At 66.9% G+C, this 16,946-nt stretch carries 18 protein-coding genes and 1 tRNA gene; 8 read left to right on the top strand and 11 right to left on the bottom strand.

The window, feature by feature from the left end:
* Positions 1 to 46 precede the first annotated feature (46 nt).
* Entirely contained in the window at positions 47 to 727 is a 681-nt protein-coding gene (locus ACIQC0_RS05720) for a response regulator (RefSeq protein WP_377216731.1), read from the bottom strand.
* Positions 724 to 1,971 (bottom strand): sensor histidine kinase, encoded by a 1,248-nt coding sequence (locus tag ACIQC0_RS05715; protein ID WP_400533297.1) that lies wholly within the window; start codon positions 1,969 to 1,971, stop codon positions 724 to 726. The genes ACIQC0_RS05720 and ACIQC0_RS05715 overlap by 4 nt, the downstream gene beginning before the upstream one ends.
* A 206-nt stretch (positions 1,972 to 2,177) precedes the next feature.
* Here ACIQC0_RS05715 and phoU point away from each other — a divergent pair, with 206 nt between their 5' ends.
* Positions 2,178 to 2,840: a phosphate signaling complex protein PhoU gene (gene phoU / locus ACIQC0_RS05710; protein WP_377216730.1), complete on the top strand. Its 663-nt coding sequence runs from the start codon at positions 2,178 to 2,180 to the stop codon at positions 2,838 to 2,840.
* A gap of 99 nt (positions 2,841 to 2,939) precedes the next feature.
* On the opposite strand, the gene ACIQC0_RS05705 is transcribed toward phoU, so the two are convergent.
* Positions 2,940 to 3,686, bottom strand: coding sequence for a phosphoglyceromutase (locus tag ACIQC0_RS05705; RefSeq protein ID WP_400533242.1), 747 nt, complete (start codon positions 3,684 to 3,686; stop codon positions 2,940 to 2,942).
* Between the two features lie 82 nt (positions 3,687 to 3,768).
* On the opposite strand from ACIQC0_RS05705, the gene ACIQC0_RS05700 reads away from it, so the two are divergent.
* Entirely contained in the window at positions 3,769 to 4,584 is an 816-nt protein-coding gene (locus ACIQC0_RS05700) for a class I SAM-dependent methyltransferase (RefSeq protein WP_400533240.1), read from the top strand.
* Positions 4,585 to 4,705: 121 nt separating this feature from the next.
* Here the strand turns inward: ACIQC0_RS05700 and ACIQC0_RS05695 are convergent, their stop codons facing one another.
* Both ACIQC0_RS05695 and ACIQC0_RS05690 read right to left on the bottom strand, forming a co-directional pair.
* Complete coding sequence (locus tag ACIQC0_RS05695) at positions 4,706 to 5,044, bottom strand: DUF2516 family protein (protein ID WP_377216749.1); 339 nt, start codon at positions 5,042 to 5,044, stop codon at positions 4,706 to 4,708.
* Positions 5,045 to 5,068: 24 nt separating this feature from the next.
* A complete protein-coding gene (locus tag ACIQC0_RS05690; RefSeq protein ID WP_400533238.1) occupies positions 5,069 to 6,259 on the bottom strand; it encodes a trans-sulfuration enzyme family protein in 1,191 nt (396 codons plus the stop codon).
* A 105-nt stretch (positions 6,260 to 6,364) separates the two neighbouring features.
* On the opposite strand from ACIQC0_RS05690, the gene tmk reads away from it, so the two are divergent.
* The 6 genes from tmk (at position 6,365) to ACIQC0_RS05660 (ending at position 11,526) form a co-directional block, all read left to right on the top strand.
* Positions 6,365 to 7,021 (top strand): dTMP kinase, encoded by a 657-nt coding sequence (gene tmk / locus ACIQC0_RS05685; RefSeq protein WP_400533236.1) that lies wholly within the window; start codon positions 6,365 to 6,367, stop codon positions 7,019 to 7,021.
* Positions 7,018 to 8,160 (top strand): DNA polymerase III subunit delta', encoded by a 1,143-nt coding sequence (locus ACIQC0_RS05680; RefSeq protein WP_400533234.1) that lies wholly within the window; start codon positions 7,018 to 7,020, stop codon positions 8,158 to 8,160. Before tmk ends, ACIQC0_RS05680 begins: the two co-directional genes overlap by 4 nt.
* A gap of 17 nt (positions 8,161 to 8,177) precedes the next feature.
* A complete protein-coding gene (locus tag ACIQC0_RS05675; RefSeq protein WP_400533232.1) occupies positions 8,178 to 9,773 on the top strand; it encodes an alpha/beta hydrolase in 1,596 nt (531 codons plus the stop codon).
* A 103-nt stretch (positions 9,774 to 9,876) separates the two neighbouring features.
* Positions 9,877 to 9,949, top strand: a tRNA-Thr gene (locus ACIQC0_RS05670).
* A gap of 282 nt (positions 9,950 to 10,231) precedes the next feature.
* Positions 10,232 to 11,302, top strand: coding sequence for a hypothetical protein (locus ACIQC0_RS05665; RefSeq protein ID WP_400533230.1), 1,071 nt, complete (start codon positions 10,232 to 10,234; stop codon positions 11,300 to 11,302).
* Between the two features lie 38 nt (positions 11,303 to 11,340).
* Entirely contained in the window at positions 11,341 to 11,526 is a 186-nt protein-coding gene (locus tag ACIQC0_RS05660; RefSeq protein WP_400533228.1) for a hypothetical protein, read from the top strand.
* Between the two features lie 42 nt (positions 11,527 to 11,568).
* On the opposite strand, the gene ACIQC0_RS05655 is transcribed toward ACIQC0_RS05660, so the two are convergent.
* The 6 genes from ACIQC0_RS05655 to ACIQC0_RS05630 form a co-directional block, all read right to left on the bottom strand.
* Entirely contained in the window at positions 11,569 to 12,414 is an 846-nt protein-coding gene (locus ACIQC0_RS05655) for an aldo/keto reductase (protein ID WP_377216721.1), read from the bottom strand.
* Between the two features lie 63 nt (positions 12,415 to 12,477).
* Positions 12,478 to 12,957: a hypothetical protein gene (locus tag ACIQC0_RS05650; protein WP_377216720.1), complete on the bottom strand. Its 480-nt coding sequence runs from the start codon at positions 12,955 to 12,957 to the stop codon at positions 12,478 to 12,480.
* A gap of 8 nt (positions 12,958 to 12,965) precedes the next feature.
* Complete coding sequence (locus ACIQC0_RS05645; protein ID WP_400533225.1) at positions 12,966 to 13,649, bottom strand: bacterial proteasome activator family protein; 684 nt, start codon at positions 13,647 to 13,649, stop codon at positions 12,966 to 12,968.
* Between the two features lie 101 nt (positions 13,650 to 13,750).
* A complete protein-coding gene (locus tag ACIQC0_RS05640) occupies positions 13,751 to 13,945 on the bottom strand; it encodes a YbdD/YjiX family protein (protein WP_377216718.1) in 195 nt (64 codons plus the stop codon).
* The gene (locus tag ACIQC0_RS05635) at positions 13,945 to 16,239 is read right to left on the bottom strand and encodes a carbon starvation CstA family protein (RefSeq protein ID WP_377216717.1); all 2,295 of its coding nucleotides are present in this window, start codon (positions 16,237 to 16,239) and stop codon (positions 13,945 to 13,947) included. The genes ACIQC0_RS05640 and ACIQC0_RS05635 overlap by 1 nt, the downstream gene beginning before the upstream one ends.
* Before the next feature lie 144 nt (positions 16,240 to 16,383).
* Complete coding sequence (locus ACIQC0_RS05630; protein WP_377216716.1) at positions 16,384 to 16,923, bottom strand: PadR family transcriptional regulator; 540 nt, start codon at positions 16,921 to 16,923, stop codon at positions 16,384 to 16,386.
* Positions 16,924 to 16,946 lie beyond the last annotated feature (23 nt).

Here is a 16,946-nt window from a genome sequence, read left to right as displayed (position 1 = left end):
AAGGGAGGGGCCGCCGGCCCCTCCCTTTCCTTATGCCCTGCTGTTCCTACGGCTCGAATTTATAGCCCAGCCCGCGCACGGTCACCAGGTACCGTGGCGCTGACGGGTCCGGTTCGATCTTGCCGCGGAGGCGCTTCACGTGGACATCAAGGGTCTTGGTGTCCCCTACGTAGTCCGAGCCCCACACCCGGTCGATCAGCTGCCCGCGCGTCAGGACCCGGCCGGAATTGCGCAGCAGCATTTCCAGCAGCTCGAACTCCTTCAACGGCAGAAGCACCTGTTCGCCGTCCACGCTGACAACGTGCCGCTCGACGTCCATCCGCACCGGCCCAGCCTGGACCGTGGCGGAGACCAGTTCTTCGGGTTCGCCCTGCCGGCGCAGGACCGCCCGTACCCTCGCGACGAGTTCCCGGGAGGAATACGGCTTGGTGACGTAGTCGTCGGCTCCAAGCTCCAGGCCCACCACCTTGTCGATTTCCGAGTCTTTGGCGGTCAGCATGATCACCGGAACGGATGAACGCTGCCGGAGCTGGCGGCACACCTCGGTTCCGGACAGGCCGGGCAGCTGCAGGTCGAGGAGCACCAGGTCGGCGCCGTTCCGGTCAAACTCGGTGATGGCTTCCAGGCCGTTGTCCACCACCTCCACTTCGAACCCCTCTTTGCCCAGCAAATAGGACAAGGGATCGCTGAACGACTCCTCGTCCTCGACAATCAAGATCCTGCTCAAGCGCTAGCTCCTCGTTTTTTCGCGCCGGGGGCGCTGGGTACTCGTTTCTCGGGGGACTCGGCATTGGCCAGCTCGGGCGGGCCGTAGACGGCTTCCGGTGCCGGCGGCAGGAGCTCGGCCGTTTCCTGCCCTTCCATTTCCGGCAGGCGCAGGGTGAACGTGGAGCCGTGACCCGGCTGGGACCAGAGGGTCACTTCGCCGCCGTGGTTGGAGGCCACGTGCTTGACGATGCTCAAGCCCAGTCCGGTGCCGCCCGTATGCCGCGACCGGGCCGAATCCACCCGGTAGAAGCGCTCAAAGACGCGTTCCTGGTCCTCGGCGCTGAGGCCCTCCCCCTGGTCGGTGACTGAAATGGACACCAGCCCGTCCTTGGTCCGGACGCCGATTCCGACCCGGGTGTTGGGCGGCGAGTAGCGGATTGCGTTGTCGATGAGGTTGCGCAGGGCGGTGACCAACAGGTCCTGGTCTCCGAACACCGTTCCTTCGGCCCGGCCGCCCACCACGATGCTGATGTTCTTGCTCTCCGCCGGCAGCTGGGAACGGTCCACGGCCTCCGCAATCACGGCGTTCACATCCACCGGGCCGCCCTGCTGGGTGACGCTGGCGCCCTGTAGCCGGGACAGTTCGATGATGTCCTGGACCAGCGCGGCCAGCCGGCCGGATTCCTTGTGCATGCGCTTGGCGAAGCGCCGAACGGCCAGTTCATCATCGGCGGACGATTCCAGGGCTTCGGCCAGGAGGGAAATGGCACCAACCGGGGTCTTGAGTTCGTGGGACACGTTGGCCACGAAGTCGTTGCGGATTTCTTCGGTGCGGGTGATTTCGGTCCGGTCGTCGGCCAGGAGCAGGATGTATTCCTCCCCCAGCACCGCGGCCCGGACCTGGACGATGATGGTTCCCTGCCCCAGCGGACCGCGGGGCAGTTCGAGCTGCTTTTCCAGGATCACGCCGTCCCGGCGGACTCCCGCCGTCATGTCCAGCAGTTCCTTGTGCACGACGGTGTGCCCGCGGACCAGGCCGTACGCGTACGCTGCCGGGCTGGCGCGGACCACGCCGTCCACGGCATCAACGACTACGAAAGCGCGGCCGACGACGGCCAGCACCTCGGCGGCGCCGGCAGGCAGCGAGACCTCGTCGGAGCCGACGTCGAGGATTTGGCGCTGTTTTTCGCTGACCCGGTAGGCCAGCACGCCGAAGGTGCCAAGCGCCAGGCCAACGAGGCCGGCCAGCAGGCCGATTAGCATAGGATCCACAGGTCCACCTTATGCGCTGAAATTTGCCTTACCGGCGAGTCAGGCCCGCCCGGACCGACGGTTCAACTAACGTTCATCTGCAAGGACTTAACCGTTTACCCCATACTGGCAGGGTAACGAGTTGGAGTGCCTAACGGCGATACGATTCCTGCCGCCGTGGACGCGGCCGGTGGGAGTTCCGAAGAAAGGACGCCCACGTGCGTAAGGTTTTTCAGGAAGAGCTCACCCAGGTCGGTGACCAGCTGGTGGAAATCTCCCGCCTGGTCAGCGAAGCGATGGAGAAGGCAACCACCTCGTTCCAGGTAGCGGATGTGGATCTGGCCCAGGACGTCATCGCTGCCGACGCGCGGATCGACTTCCTGCAGAACAGCCTGGACGAGCGAGCCATCGACATCCTTGCGCTGCAGGGGCCTGTGGCCAGCGACCTGCGGATGATCGTTGGGTCGCTGCGCATGAGCGCCTCCCTTGAGCGCATGGGTGACCTTGCCCGGCACATCGCCCAGCTGGCCCGCCTTCGCTACCCCTCCACGGTGATCCCCGCATCCATGACGGAGACGTTCAACCGCATGGCTGAACTGGACCAGGAGATCGCCGACAAGCTGACCGTGCTGCTGGAGACCCGCGACCTCGAGGTGGCGCGGGATATCCTCAAGGCCAACACCGCCATCAACGACCTGCACCTGAGCGTCTTCAAGGCCATCGCAGCCCCGGAGTGGAACGAATCGCCCGCGACCACCGTGGACGTGGCCCTTGCCAGCCGGTACTTCGAACGCTTCGCGGACCACGGCGTCTCCGTCGCGCAAAAGGTGACATACCTGGTTACCGGAGCATGGCAGCCGACCGGTACCGAACACAGCTAAGCCACGGCTCCCCCTGAGCAACGTACGACGACGGGCTGGTCACCTGGGTGACCAGCCCGTCGTCGTACGCCGTTAAATCCAGTTCCTGCCGGGCCTGGGTTACTTCTTGCCCTGGTTTGCCACGGCCTGGATGGAGGCTGCTGCCGCCTCGGGGTCGAGGTAGGTTCCACCGGGGTTGACCGGCTTGAAGTTCTCGTCCAGGTCGTACACCAGCGGGATGCCGGTGGGGATGTTCAGGCCGGCGATGGCTTCGTCGCTGATGCCGTCCAGGTGCTTGACCAGGGCGCGGAGGGAGTTGCCGTGGGCGGTGACCAGGACGGTCTTGCCGGCCTTCAGGTCTTCCTTGATGTCCGACTCCCAGTACGGCAGCAGCCGGACCAGTACATCCTTGAGGCATTCAGTGCGGGGCAGGTCGTCGCCCAGGCCGGCGTACCGGGGGTCGTTGGCCTGGGAGAACTCGGAGCTGTCATCCAGGGGCGGCGGCGGAGTGTCGTAGGAGCGGCGCCACTCCATGAACTGCTCTTCCCCGTATTCGGCGAGCGTCTGGGCCTTGTCCTTGCCCTGCAGGGCGCCGTAGTGGCGTTCGTTGAGGCGCCAGTCGCGCTTGACCGGAATCCAGCCGCGGTCGGCCTTGTCCAGGGCGATGTTGGCCGTGTTGATGGCGCGCTTGAGCAGGGAGGTGTACAGGACATCCGGCAGAACGTTGTTCTCCACCAGCAGCTCACCGCCGCGTGCTGCTTCCTCGCGGCCCTGGTCGTTCAGGTCGACATCCACCCAGCCGGTGAACAGGTTCTTGGCGTTCCATTCGCTGTGGCCGTGGCGCAGCAAAATCAGCTTGTAAGTCATGATTTTCATCCTAGCCGAGCAGTTGCGGGCGCTGCCGGGCGTTACGCGGCCTCAGCTGGCGCCGCCGCGATAAGGTGGCACGGTGGTGCAAAAGGCTGAGCGGGTGCAGGGCGGCCATGGCCGGCCGGTGGGGAACATTACCCGCGGCACCACCAACCCCAACCGGATGCGGCGGGTGGACCGTTGGGTTACCGGACCGCAGGCCTGGCGCCTCCGCGCCGCGGCTGACCCGCTGGTGGTGGACCTGGGCTACGGCGCGACGCCGGCCACTGCCGTCGAACTTCATACCCGCCTGGCCGCCGTGCGTCCGGATGTGCGTGTCTTCGGCATCGAAATCGAGCCCGAGCGGGTCCGCGCCGCCCTGCCGCTGGAACGCCCCGGCCTGAGCTTCCGGGTGGGCGGTTTCGAACTTCCCGTTGCCGGCCGGCCGGTCCTGGTGCGCGCCTTCAACGTGCTGCGGCAGTACGAGGAGGCGGATGTCGCCGGAATCTGGCGGCTGGTGCAGGGACGCCTCGCTCCGGAGGGGCTGTTCATCGATGGAACGTGCGATGAGATCGGCCGCCGCGTGGCATGGGTGGCGCTGGATTCCGAGCGCCCGCTCTCGCTCAGCTTGTCCGTCCGGTTCGGAAGTTTCGCCTTACCCTCGGAGGTCGCGGAGCGGCTGCCCAAAGCACTCATCCATCGGAACGTTCCGGGCGAACCGGTCCACGCGTTCCTCCAGGCCATGGACCGGGCGTGGCTGGAGTGCGCGCCGCTGGGCGCCTTCGGAAACCGGCAGCGATGGCAGGGAATGTGCCTCGCGTTGCGCGCCGCCGGCTGGCCTGTGCAGGACGGGCCAGCGCGCTGGCGGCTTGGCGAACTGACCGTCGGCTGGGAAGCCGTAGCGCCGCCGGCCTAGGGTGCCGGTTGGGCCCACGCCGGCAGGGTTCCTTGGGCGAGCTTGCTAGCCTAAGGGCCGGTTGGGCCCACGCCGGCAGGGTTCCCTGGGCGAGCTTGCGAGCCTAGGGTGCCGGTGGGGATCACCAGGGCCCGTACGGGCCCATGTTCCGGCTGCCGCCGCGGCCTGCGTCCTTGACTGCAGGACGGACATCTGCGAGGTATACGGACGCAGCGACGACGGCGGCGAGGCCAAACAGGCCCAGCGTGCCGAAGATGCCCCCTCCGCTGCTGAGAAGGGAGATGACGCCGATCAGGGCGGAGCCACCGGTCAGTGCCAGCCAGAAACCCTTGGTGCGCTTGCCGGTGGCCTCGAATGCGTTGGCCCGGTGCCGGGCACAGTCCACCAGCGCCCACAGCTCCAGCCCGACCGCGACTACGGCCAGGATCAGGAAAATCGTCCGTTCAACAAACCCAATCATCAGATCAACGTCCACGGAACAAGCCTAGCCGTCCAGCCGGTCCAGCGCCTGCTTCAAGTCCGCCCACAGGTCCTCGACGTTCTCGACGCCGACACTCAGCCGGACCAGGTTCTCCGGGACGCTCTCCGGCTCCGCGGTGTGCCGGCGCCGGCGTTCGATGAGCGATTCCACTCCGCCCAGCGATGTGGCCGGCAGCCAGAGTTCAGTCGCCCGGACCAGCTGGTCCGCGGCTTCGGCGCCGTTTTGCCCGGAGCTCGAAGCGAGTTCGATGCACACGATGGACCCGAAGCCGGTCATCTGTGCCTTGGCGCGTTCGTGGCCCGGGTCTCCGGGAAGCCCCGGGAAACGCACGGACCCGACCCGCGCCTCGCCGCTCAGCCGCTCAGCGAGGATCATGGCGGACGCCTGGGAACGCTCCACCCGCAGGGCCAAGGTCCGCAGGCCGCGGAGTGCCAGCCACGCTTCGAAGGGGCCAGCGATGGCGCCGTGGATGGTGCGGTGGTGCAGCAATGCCGAGCGGATGTCCGGGTTGGACGTCACCAGGGCGCCAAGGACGACGTCGGAATGGCCGGCAAGGTATTTCGTCACCGAGTGGAGGACGACGTCGGATCCCAGCTTGAGCGGCTGCTGCACCAAAGGGGTGGAAAAGGTGTTGTCCGTGACCACGATGGCGCCGGCGGCGTGGGCAGCTTCGGTGAGTGCCGGGATGTCGGCGATCCCCAACATCGGGTTGGTGGGGCTTTCGAGCCAGAGCATGGACGCTGCCTGCGCGTCCGGACCCGCAGGCGCCAGCGCCTCCCTAACAGCCGTGGTGTCCGTGATGTCCACGGTACGCAGTTCCAGGGCACCCTTCTGCGCCAGCTCCGTGGCCATGACCAGGGACCCGGCGTAGCTGTGCGTGGGCATGACCAGCACTCCCCCGGCCGGGACCAGGGAGAGGGCAGAACTGACAGCCGCCAGCCCGGACGCGTAAAGGAGCGCGGGCAGTTCGGAACCCTCGAGCTGTCCGAGCGCCTCCTCGAACGGGTCCCAGGTGGGGTTCGAGTAGCGCCCGTAGCCGCGGTCGCCGTCGCCCAGGGGCCCTGTGCCGAAGTATGTGGAGGACAGGACGATCGGCGGGTTTACCGGCTGGTCCCGTTCCCGGGCGGGGCGGCCCGCGGCAACCACCACCGTCTCGGCGGAGAGGCCGGCGGCATGCTGTTCGGAAAGACTCATGCTGACAGGGTACTGTCCATGCCCGACAGGCCGGAAAGCGATGACAGCTCCCGCCTTACCCACAGCCCGTCCCGGAAAGTCGGTGCGGATCGGTAGGCTTAAGAAGTGAGCACATCAAGGGCCGGACTCTTCATCGCATTTGAAGGCGGCGACGGCGCAGGCAAGTCCACGCAGGCGGCCCGGCTGGCTGAAACCCTGGAATCCCGTGGCCTTTCCGTGCTCCGGACCCGTGAGCCGGGCGGCACCCCCATCGGCGAGAAGCTCCGCTCCCTGGTGCTGGACCACGGACACGGCCACATCGACGCCCGGACCGAGGCCCTGATCTTCGCGGCCTCACGGGCAGCGCACGCCGAACAGGTTATCCGGCCCGCCCTGGAGCGCGGCAGGATCGTGCTCACGGACCGTTACATCGACTCCTCCGTTGCCTACCAAGGGGCCGGCCGCGGGCTCGGGTCCGAGGCCGTCCGTACCCTGAACGAGTGGGCAACCTCCGGCCTGGCACCGCAGCTGACAGTACTGCTGGACGTGGAACCCGGCGTAGGCCGCAGCCGCCGGACCGCCGGAGACGCGGCCGAGGACCGGATGGAGTCCGAGGCCGACGGCTTCCACGCAGAGATCCGCGCGGCGTTCCTGAAGCTTGCCAAGGAGCGCCCGGAGGCCTATCTGGTGCTTCCTGCCCACCTTCCCGTCGACGAGCTCGCCGGGCGCATCCTGGCGAGGGTGGACTCCCTCCTCGGCCCGGACTCCAGAGGTGGCACATGACCGTCTGGGATGACCTTCAGGGCCAGCCGGCCGTCGTCGAGCAACTGCGACAGGCCTCCAGCGGTGACGGGCTGACGCACGCCTGGCTGTTTACCGGGCCGCCCGGTTCAGGGCGCTCGAACGCCGCGAAGGCGTTTGCAGCGGCGCTGAACTGCGACCGGGAGGACGTCACCCGGCGCGGTTGCGGCACCTGCGCCGCCTGCCTGACGATCCTTGGCGAGACGCACTCTGACGTGACCTTCGTCCGCACCGAAAAGGTCACCATCACCATCGACGAGGCCCGTGAACTCGTGGCCACCGCCGGCAACCGGCCCTCCTCCGGCCGCTGGCGGATCATCGTGGTGGAGGACGCCGACCGGATGGCGGAGCGGACCACCAACGTGCTGCTCAAGGCGATCGAGGAACCTACGCCGCGGACCGTATGGATGCTGTGTGCGCCGTCGCCCGCAGACGTTCTGGTAACCATCCGCTCGCGGTGCCGCAGTGTGGCACTCCGCCTGCCGCCGGCGTCGGACGTTGCCGCCCTGCTGGTAAAGCGCGACGGCGTGGAACCGGCCCTGGCTGAACGCGCGGCGCGTGCGGCACAGAGCCATGTGGGAATTGCCCGGCGCCTGGCGCGCGATCCCGATGCCCGGGCGCGGCGCCTGGAGACCGTCCGGTTTCCGCTGGGACTGCGCGGGGTCACCGCCGCGGTGATGATGGCCGAGAAACTGGTCAAGATCGCCACTGCGGAGGCTACCAGCTCCAACGAAGAACGGGACGCAGCGGAGAAGGCAGCGCTCCTGGCCACCCTGGGAGCACCGGAAACGGGCACCCTGCCCCCTGCCATGCGCAGCCAGGTGAAACAGCTGGAAGAGGACCAGAAGCGGCGGGCCAAGCGGTCCATCACAGACTCCCTGGACCGGACCCTGACTGATTTGTTGTCCTTTTACCGCGACGTGCTGATCATCCAGCTGGGGAACGCCGTGGAACTGGTGAACGTTGAACTCAGGAGTGAACTGGAAGAGTTCGCCGGCCGCTCCACACCGGAAACCACGCTCGCCCGGATGGACGCCATCAACAAAGCCCGCGAACGCATCACCACCACCAACGTTGCACCGCTGTTGACCATAGAGTCCATGGCAGCCAGCCTGATCTGACCTTCCAAGGAGACCCGATGACTGCCCGTCCATCCGCCGCCCGGCACCGATTCCCGGCCGGCGGCGCCACCGGCCATGCCTCCATGGGTCGCGGCCTGCGCGCTGCTGGGGCCTTGGCCCTGACCATGGTTCTGGCATCGTGCAGCTTGCTGGGCGGCGGAGAGGAGCGGGGGGAACCGGCCACTGCCAAGGCCGACCCGTCGATCGTGGCGGGCGCCCCCGAAGGCCTGGAGGAGTTCTACTCCCAGGAGGTGGTGTGGGAGCCCTGTGAGGAAGACTTCCAGTGCACCACAGTGACCGTTCCCATGGATTACGGCAACCCCGACGGCGAGACCATCGAGATTGCCGCCCTCCGGGCTCCCAGCACGGGCAAGAAAAAGGGGAGCCTCCTGATCAACCCGGGCGGGCCGGGCGCCTCGGGATACGACTTCGTCAAGGACGCCGCGCTCACGCACTTTTCCCAGCCGGTCCGGGACGCGTACGACCTGGTGGGCTTCGACCCTCGCGGCGTCAAGCGGTCAGCGCCGGTTACGTGCATGACGGACGCCGAACGTGACGCCGCCCGGGCGAAGATCTACGACCTCGACACGGACGCAGGACTCGCCGCTGCACTGGCGGACAACAAGGCCATCGCGTCGCAGTGCAAGGAGCAGACGGGCCCGTCGCTGGCGCACATCGACACCGAGAGCTCGGCCCGGGACCTGGACATCCTGCGTGCCGTGGTGAACGACGCCAAACTCAACTACCTGGGCTACTCCTATGGGACGTTCCTGGGCTCCACGTATGCCTCGCTCTTCCCGGACCAGGTGGGCCGTATGGTGCTGGACGGCGCCCTGGACCCCTCCATCAGCTACGAAGAAATCACCCTCAGCCAGGCCAAGGCATTCGAAAAGGCCATCAGATCCTATGTGGCCGACTGCCAGCAGCAGGATGGTTGCCCGCTGGATGGGGACGTGAATGCGGGCGTCCAGCTGATCCGCGACTTGATCAACGGCATCCAGCAGAACCCGCAAAAGGCCAAGGACGGCCGGCTGGTCAACGCCACGATGTTCGTCAGCGGATTGATAACGCCGCTCTACAACGACGAGAGCTGGCCTGCACTGACCCAGGCCATTGAGGCGGCGTTGAACGGCGACGTCAGCCTGATGCTCCGTCTGGCCGACATCGGTGCCGACCGGTCCTCCAACGGCTCCTACACCTCCAACTCCACCTTCGCCTTCAACGCCATCAATTGTCTCGACCACCGAATGGAAGCCGACACCGGGGCAATGCGCGCCGAGCAGCGGCGCCTCATGCAGGAATCCCCCACACTGGGCTACTTCTTCGCCTACGGGGGCACCAACTGCGCCGACTGGCCGTATGAGAACGTCCGGACGCCGGCGCCGGTGGAGTACACGGGCGACACCCCAATCGTCGTGATTGGCACCACCGGCGACCCCGCCACCCCGGTGGAGTGGGCGGCCTCCCTGCGCAAGCAGCTGGGGAACGCGGTGCTCATGACCTGGGAAGGTGAGGGCCACACCGCCTATGGCCGGTCCAACACCTGCATCGAGGACCCGGTGGACGCCTACCTGGTGAGCGGGAAGGCGCCGGCTGACAACACGGTCTGCTGAGCCTTGCCTGGCAGGACCGGGTCCGTTTTGACCCCGGTGCGGGGACTCTATTACAGTTGACTCTTGCATGAACGGCCCGGTTCCACCGGGAAATTCACGCGGTGCTTCCTTAGCTCAGTCGGTAGAGCGTTTCACTCGTAATGAAAAGGTCATCAGTTCGATTCTGATAGGAAGCTCGGGCAAGACCCCCTCGAACTTTGGTTCCAGGGGGTCTTTCGCTGGTTAAGGGCCGTTTGGCTGGGGCCGGCACTGGCGTTTTCGACGCGCAAAGTTGTTCCCGCTGCGGATGTGCGCCGGCGCACCTCATATTAAAGCCGCGCAGGCGCACATGCGCGTCGAAAACAGGGATCCGCGTCGAAACCGAACCGCTAAACCCTGGCCGGGACCGCAGGCGTCAGCTTCCCGTCGCGCATGGCGGCCACGGAGTCCGCCAGACCCCTGTGCCTATGATGGCGTCCATGGATGACCAGGCGCTGGCGGAGATCGCGGAGGGGCTCTATGCCCTCCCGCTGGACGATTTCATTGCCGCCCGCGCCGCTGCCGCAAAGGAGGCAGCCGGATGGGATAAAGACCTTGCCGCGGCCGTCCGCGCGCTGCCCAAGCCGTCGGTGGCCGCCTGGGCAGTGAACATGCTGGCGCGTCACGAGCCGGGCGTGGTGGAGGAACTGGCGGACGTGGGACACCGGATGCAAGCAGCCCAGTCGGCCCTGGATGCGGCCAGCCTCCGTGAATTGGCCCGTGAGCGCAGGACGATGCTTTCCGCCGCCGCGGATACGGCACGAAAAGTGGCCGAAGAACACGGCCGGAGCATTAGCGGGACCATGGCCGGCGACGTCGAAGAGACCCTCCGCGCGTTGACCGCCGACCCGGGCGCTGCCGTCGCGGTCCGGAGCGGCAGGCTGCTCAAGACACTGACCGCCGACGGCGTCAATGCCGTAGACATCGCTGGGTCCGTCGCGGTTCCGTCGGTCCTGCCGGAGCCGGACCTGCCCCCTGTGCCTGTCAAAGGTGTTCCTGCCAAAGGAGTGCCTGCCAAAGGTGTGCCTGCCAGGACACGGATGAAGGAACGCCCGACGCCGGCACCCGCCTCCGGGGGGCCAGCCAGAAAGCATGGGGCCGCAGGGCGCGGGGCCGCAACCCGCGGCGATCCCGCAAAGCCGCCCTTGCCCACTAAGCCGCGGCTGGAGGCGGTCCGGCAGGCCCCGCGGCCACCGTCCCCCAGCGCCCTCGAGAAAGCCCGGATCGCGCTGGCAGAAGCCCAGGCTGCGGAGGAGGAGGCCGCTGCCCGTGCGGCCGAACTTCAAGCCAACGCCGAGGAAACCCGGAACCGCGTGGCGGCGCTTCAGGAAGAGACCTCGGCCCTCCGGAACCGGCTCAAGGCTGCCGACGAGGAGTTGGAGCGGTTGCGCCGTGCTCTGGGCAATACCTCCGCAGAAGCAAAACAGGCGGTACGCGCGGCTGATAAAGCCGCGCGTACCGCCATGCTGGCGCAGGAGCGGGTGCTCCGGTTCGGCAACACGCGGAGCTGATTCCTCAGAATGTCAGACCCCGGTTGCACACTGGATTTATGGAGAACCAACCCGTACAGGAATTTCACGTCACGTACTTCGACGCTGACTGCGGCCGTGCCCGCTCCGAGGTTTTTGACACCCTGGCCGAGGCCGAGTGCTTCGCCAGCCGGAACTGCCGCGACCAGGACGGCTGGGCCGTGATCGACGCCGTTCCGGCGGAACAGGCCCGCGTCGCCGCTTAGGTCGCCGCCGCCTGGATCACAGCACCTAATGGGTCACAGCACCTAGGCGAAGTCGGAGACTGCCGGGTCGGGCCCGATCCTGCCCTCACCCGCAGGCGTGCGGTCGAGCTTGTTGATCGCTTCAATGTCGCCGGCGTCCAGGGTGACGTCCAGGGCGGCGAAGTTTTCCCGGATCCGTGATTCCGTCACGGACTTGGGGATCACCACGTTGCCGATGGCCAGGTGCCACGCGATGACTACCTGCGCTGGAGTGGCCTGGTGCTTGGCGGCGATGTCCGCCACGGTGGGGTCCTCCAGCAGTTCCCCACCCTGTCCCAGCGGCGACCAGGCCTGGGTCAGGATACCCTTGGCCGCACCGAACTCGCGCAACTCACGCTGGCCGAAATACGGGTGCAGCTCGATCTGGTGGATGGCCGGGACAACGCCGGTCTCGTCGATCAGCCGCTGCAAGCCCTCTGCCGTGAAGTTGGAGACGCCGATGGAGCGGACCCGGCCGCGCTTCTGCAGCTCGATCAGGGCCTTCCACGTGTCCACGTATTTGTCCTGCTTCGGCTGCATCCAGTGGATGAGGTACAGGTCCAGGGTTTCCAGGCCCAGCCGGTCCATCGAATCCTCGAAGGCAGCCAGCGTGGATTCATAGCCCTGATCCGAGTTCCACAGCTTGGTGGTGATGAACAGTTCCTCCGGGGACAGCCCGGAGGAAGCGATCGCACGGCCCACGCCTGCCTCGTTGCCGTAGATTTTTGCGGTGTCGATGTGGCGGTAGCCGGCTTCGAACGCCAGGCGGACCACCTTCTCCGCTACGTCGTCCTCAACCTGCCACACGCCATAGCCGAGCTGGGGGATGGTGTTTCCGTCGTTGAAAGTCAGAGTCGGTGAAAGTGTCATGGACTCATCCTGCCAAACCTGGTCCGCAGGAAGCAGTCGAACAAGGGCAACTAAGCCAGGCGCTTAACCCGGAATTTCCGAGGCCTCCCCCGGCGGGGTGCCGGACGCACCGAGGGCCGCCTCGGCTTCGCCAATCTGCTGGAAGACCGCCTCGGCGCGCCTCCGTACGGAAGCAGCTCCGACCGGAACCGGACCGACGGCGAGGCGGAGCATCGCGGCGGCTTCCGCCGTGGTGGCCAACGAATTTCCGGCTTTGGACAGGGCACGGTGGACGGCGGAAAGCGAGTCCGGAATGTCCAGCCCGTCACTGGGTGAACGCCGCTGAGCCTCCATGCAGATGGCCCGGACCCGGACCAGCAGGGCCGCCAAGCTGTTGGCTATTTCCACCAGTTCGTCGTAGAGCTGGTCGTCCTCAACCCCCTCCAGGACCTGGTGGAACCGGTCCAGGCCGCGCTGGAAGCGGTCGTGGGCGCGGCGCCACAGGCCCCGGCCGAGTTCCGCGTCATCCTTCCGCCCCTGCCGGGCGGCGCTGAAAAAGCCCAACCGCGGCCTTAGAGGTACTGGCCCGGACCATGGTCCGGGTCTTCGCGCTGGCCGGGTTTGCCCTGGGGCTGCTGGTGCTGCCCGGCAGGGGCACGCTGTGGTTCTCCGTTCTCGCCGATGATGACGCCGGGGGCGATGACCGTACCCGGGGGAAGCTGGCGCATCTGCAGTTGGGCGGCCGCATGTTCGCGGGCTGCGTGCTGGGCGGCGAGGGCCGTCTGGATGCCGTGGAAGAGGCCCTCTAGCCAGCCCACCAACTGCGCCTGGGCGATCCGGAGCTCGGCATCGGAGGGCGCTCCGTCCTCGGTGAAGGGCAGGCTGATGCGCTCCAGCTCCGCCACCAGCTCCGGCGCCAGGCCGTCCTCGAGCTCCTTGATGGAACGCTCATGGATTTCGGCGAGCCGCCCGCGGGCAGCGTCATCCAGCGGGGCGGACTTCACCTCTTCAAGGAGCTGCCGGATCATGGTGCCAATCCGCATCACCTTGGCCGGTTCGTCCACAAGGTCATGCAGGTTGCTGCCGCGGGGCTTGCCGCCCTGCCCAGGCTGGTTGCCGGGCGCACGCGCGCCACCAAGTAAACCGTCGACGGCGGGCCCTCCGTTGTCCACGGGCGTCCCCTCCATGGGGGTGTCCTCGGAATCGCCGTCAACGGGAAGCCCGCCCGTTGCCTGAGTGTCGTTCGGATCGCTCATGCGTTCATACTCTCACGAGCGATCGGCCCGGGGCCCACTCCATGAAGCGGCCCCGGGCCTTGGTCCGGGCTTGTCCCTAGCCATAGCCGCTGCGGGCACAATCAGCAGCACCGGCCCTGCGGGTTGGTGTCCTGCCGGTCCGTTTTGTCCCGCCAGAATTCCCGTTCGCTGAGCGGTGCCGAGGGGTGGCCGCAGGCACGGTGGTGCTCCAGGTACTTGGCGTAGGCGTCTGCTCCCAGCACCCCGCGCAGGTACCCGGCGATCCCCCGGAGCCCGCGGACCAGTCCGTCGATCATTAGTGGTGTCCTGCCCTTTCGAAGCGCAGCTCGGCCGGGACCTTCTCCCATTCGGCCAGCAACTGCCGTTCAGCGGGCGTCGGCACCAGGCCGGCCGGGGCGAAGACCCGCGACGGAAGCGCGGGATCCTCATTGGTGGGCACGGGCTGGCCCGTCGAATGGGACCGGAACGCCTTGATGGTGGCGAGCACCGCCGTCGTAATCACGATGATGCTCAGCACCACGAAGATCACCGACAGCCAGCCCTGGATGGCTGTGTTGCGCACCACGGCTTCCATGGCGGCCACGGTCTTGGCGGTACCGAACTCGGTCTTGCCGTCCGCCAGCGCCTTGCTGAACGCTGCATTGTTGGCGAAGTAGCCCACGGCCGGGGTGGAGGAGAAGATCTTCTGGTAGCTCGCGGTGATGGTGACCACCGCGGCGAATGCCAGCGGAAGTGCCACGATCCACAGGTACTTGAATGTCCCCTGCTTGGCCACGATGGCCAGGCACACAGACAGTGCGATGGCTGCGAGCAGCTGGTTGGCGATGCCGAACAGCGGGAACAGCGTGTTGATGCCGCCCAGCGGGTCGGTGACGCCCATCAGGAGCACGGCGCCCCAAGCCCCCACCATGATGGCGGTGCAGAGCCAGGCCCCGGGCCGCCATGAGTGTTCCTTGAACTTCGGCACGAAGTTACCGATCGAGTCCTGCAGCATGAAGCGGGCCACGCGGGTGCCGGCGTCCACTGCGGTGAGGATGAACAGTGCCTCAAACATGATGGCGAAGTGGTACCAGAACGCCATCATGGCGGTGCCGCCGATGAACTGCTGCATGATGTGCGCCAGGCCAACGGCGAGCGTCGGGGCACCGCCCGTGCGGGAAACGATGCTTTCCTCGCCCACGTTCCGGGCCGTTTCAGCGAGCATGTCCGGCGTGAGGTTGACCCCTGAGAGGCCCAGGCTGTTCACCCACGTTGCCGCGGTTTCCACGGTGCCGCCGGTCAAAGCCACCGGCGAGTTCATGGCGAAGTACAGGCCACGGTCGATGGAGATGGCGGCCACCAGGGCCATGATGGCCACGAAGGACTCCATCAGCATTCCGCCGTACCCGATGTACCGGGTCTGGCGTTCCTTCTCCACGAGCTTGGGCGTGGTCCCGGAGGAGATCAGCGCGTGGAACCCGGACAGGGCGCCGCAGGCGATGGTGACGAACAGGAACGGGAAGAGCGCACCCGGGAACACGGGCCCGTTGTCGCGGCTGGCGAATTCGCTGAACGCCGGCACGTTGATTTCCGGGCGGACCACGATGATGGCCAGAGCCAGCATCACGATCACGCCGATCTTCATGAACGTGGAGAGGTAGTCACGGGGAGCCAGCAGCAGCCAGACGGGCAGGACCGCGGCGATGAAGCCGTAGATGATCAGGCCCCAAGCGATGGTCACCTTGTCCAGGCTGAAGATCTCGGCGCCCCACGGAGTCTCGGCCACGATGCCGCCGCCGATGATGGCGGCCATCAGCAGCACGAACCCGATCACGGAAACCTCCATGATCTTGCCCGGCCGCAGGTAGCGCAGGTAGACGCCCATGAACAGGGCGATGGGGATTGTCAGGCCCACCGAGAAGACGCCCCACGGGCTTTCACCCAGGGCGTTGACGACGACGAGCGCCAGGATCGCGACGATAATCACCATGATGAGCAGGGTGGCGATGAGCGCGGCAGTACCACCGATGACGCCCAGTTCTTCGCGGGCCATCTGGCCCAGGGAGCGGCCGCCGCGGCGCATGGAGAAGAACATCACCAGGTAGTCCTGCACCGCACCAGCCAGCACCACGCCGACGATGATCCAGATGGTGCCGGGCAGGTAGCCCATCTGCGCAGCGATGACCGGGCCCACCAGCGGGCCGGCGCCGGCGATGGCTGCGAAATGGTGGCCGAACAGGACGTTGCGGTCCGTCCGGACGTAGTCCTTGCCGTCAGCCTTGTATTCGGCGGGGGTGGCGCGGAGGTCGTCCGGCCTGGTGATGAAGCGTTCAATCACCTTGGAGTAGAACCGGTAGGCGATCAGGTAGGTGCAGACGGATGCGAACACGAACCAGATCGCGTTGACGGTTTCGCCGCGGATGATCGCCAGCATGAACCAGGCGACACCACCCAGGAGGGCGATGCCTGCCCAGAGTGCGATCTTGCCCGGCGTCCATCTGCGGTCCTCCGCTTCGCGGACCGCCGGGTCCACGCCCGCAGGCGGCAGTTCCGTGGCCACGGAGCCGCCCGCCGGCGGCGGGTTCTTCCGTGGATCTGGGGTTTCGGCCATGTCTCCTCCTTGAGAGTCAATACACGTGTTCTGGACGAACCCTACCAACGGCGCAAGCAGGTTGGGCAGGTTTTTTGGCTGCCCGGCGGCGTGGTGCGGCAAGCGGTGCGGACGCGGCGGCGAACGACGGCGGCGTCCCCCGGCCTAGGCCTGGCCGTTCAGCTGCGTCTGCTGCACCAGCCGCGCCTCGCACAGGTCCAGCCAGCGGATTTCGGCTTCAGTCTGGAAGATCAGCGAATCCAGGACCAGCAGACCGGCGGTATCCCCAGCGCGCTGGACCGGGACCAGGTCGCGGCGTGCTTTCGTGTAATCCTGCAGCGCGGTCATGGACGCGGCCCGCTGCGCCTGGATCACCGCGGGCACGTCCACCCCCGGGAGGGTGACGGCGAGCGCCAGCTTGATCGCGAGTTCGTTCCGCGGCGGAGCGCTCCGGTCCACCGGGGCAGCGAACCAGGTCCGGACCTCTGCCTCCCCCGCTTCAGTGAGGCTGTAAACCAAGTGCGCGCCGTCGTCGTCCGCTGCCTTGGTCACCAGACCGTCGCGCTCCAGCCGCTCCAGGGTGGTGTACACCTGTCCGATATTGAGCGGCCAGGTGCCGCCCGTGCGGTTCTGGAACTCGGCGCGCAACTGGTACCCGTAGCGCGGCTGGTGCAACAGGGCAAGAAGGCTGTAGCGGACGGACATGCGGCTCCTCGGGTATTCGGCCG

The organism is Pseudarthrobacter sp. NPDC092419 (assembly GCF_044755045.1).
Lineage (GTDB): Bacteria > Actinomycetota > Actinomycetes > Actinomycetales > Micrococcaceae > Arthrobacter.
The sequence above is the reverse complement of the archived record's forward strand: the minus strand, read 5'-3'. Positions and strand labels throughout refer to the sequence as shown.

Bases quoted from the DNA above. Each gene is read 5' to 3' on its own strand.
- ACIQC0_RS05690 (WP_400533238.1), bottom strand. From the start codon at position 6,259: ATGAGTCTTTCCGAACAGCATGCCGCCGGCCTCTCCGCCGAGACGGTG.
- ACIQC0_RS05680 (WP_400533234.1), top strand. From the start codon at position 7,018: ATGACCGTCTGGGATGACCTTCAGGGCCAGCCGGCCGTCGTCGAGCAA.
- ACIQC0_RS05655 (WP_377216721.1), bottom strand. From the start codon at position 12,414: ATGACACTTTCACCGACTCTGACTTTCAACGACGGAAACACCATCCCC.
- ACIQC0_RS05640 (WP_377216718.1), bottom strand. From the start codon at position 13,945: ATGATCGACGGACTGGTCCGCGGGCTCCGGGGGATCGCCGGGTACCTG.
- ACIQC0_RS05715 (WP_400533297.1), bottom strand. From the start codon at position 1,971: ATGCTAATCGGCCTGCTGGCCGGCCTCGTTGGCCTGGCGCTTGGCACC.
- ACIQC0_RS05635 (WP_377216717.1), bottom strand. From the start codon at position 16,239: ATGGCCGAAACCCCAGATCCACGGAAGAACCCGCCGCCGGCGGGCGGC.
- ACIQC0_RS05705 (WP_400533242.1), bottom strand. From the start codon at position 3,686: ATGACTTACAAGCTGATTTTGCTGCGCCACGGCCACAGCGAATGGAAC.
- ACIQC0_RS05695 (WP_377216749.1), bottom strand. From the start codon at position 5,044: ATGATTGGGTTTGTTGAACGGACGATTTTCCTGATCCTGGCCGTAGTC.
- ACIQC0_RS05675 (WP_400533232.1), top strand. From the start codon at position 8,178: ATGACTGCCCGTCCATCCGCCGCCCGGCACCGATTCCCGGCCGGCGGC.
- ACIQC0_RS05665 (WP_400533230.1), top strand. From the start codon at position 10,232: ATGGATGACCAGGCGCTGGCGGAGATCGCGGAGGGGCTCTATGCCCTC.
- ACIQC0_RS05645 (WP_400533225.1), bottom strand. From the start codon at position 13,649: ATGAGCGATCCGAACGACACTCAGGCAACGGGCGGGCTTCCCGTTGAC.
- ACIQC0_RS05630 (WP_377216716.1), bottom strand. From the start codon at position 16,923: ATGTCCGTCCGCTACAGCCTTCTTGCCCTGTTGCACCAGCCGCGCTAC.
- ACIQC0_RS05660 (WP_400533228.1), top strand. From the start codon at position 11,341: ATGGAGAACCAACCCGTACAGGAATTTCACGTCACGTACTTCGACGCT.